The organism is Streptomyces jumonjinensis (genome assembly GCF_009600885.1).
Taxonomy (GTDB): domain Bacteria; phylum Actinomycetota; class Actinomycetes; order Streptomycetales; family Streptomycetaceae; genus Streptomyces; species Streptomyces jumonjinensis.
The window spans coordinates 1,082-1,717 of sequence record NZ_VCLA01000207.1; the positions used below are offsets into that span (position 1 = coordinate 1,082).

1 protein-coding gene is annotated in these 636 nt (G+C 68.1%); it reads left to right on the forward strand.

The features are described from left to right. A partial coding sequence (locus FF041_RS39940) for a phosphopantetheine-binding protein (RefSeq protein WP_228388962.1) occupies positions 1-636 on the forward strand: 636 nt, incomplete at both ends.

Consider the following 636-nt stretch of genomic DNA (forward strand, 5'->3'; position numbering starts at 1 on the left):
ATCGCCGTCGTCGTCCGTGAGGACCGGCCGGGCGACAAGCGGCTCGCCGCGTATATCGTCCCCGCCGGGCAGGACATCGATACGGAGGAGTTGCGGGAGTTCGCGGGCCTGAGGCTTCCCGAGTACATGGTTCCGCAGGCCGTGGTCGTACTGGATGTCCTGCCCCTCACCCCGAACGGCAAGCTCGACAAGGCCGCACTCCCCACCCCAGATGCGGTGGGCGGAGCAGAGGGGCGTGCTCCGGCTACCCCGGTGGAAGAGCTGTTCTGTGGGTTGTTCGCCGATGTGCTGGGGTTGGAGTCGGTGAGCGTCGGGGACTCGTTCTTCGAGCTCGGCGGCGACTCGATCATGTCGATGCTGCTGGTCTCCAGCGCCCGCCGGGCCGGTCTGGTCATCACGGCCCGCCAGGTCTTCGAACGGCAGACACCGGCCGGCCTGGCCACCGTCGCAGGGGCGGTGGGAGATGGCGTCCCGGTAGGCGGCGGCGAATCGGGAGTCGGCGAGATCCCGCTGACCCCCGTCATGCACCAGCTCATCGAACGAGTTGGACCGGAGAAGCTGGGCCAAGTCATCCTCTCCGCGTATGTAGAGACCCCGGTGGGGCTGGACTTCGCTGTCCTGACGGACGCGGTGCAG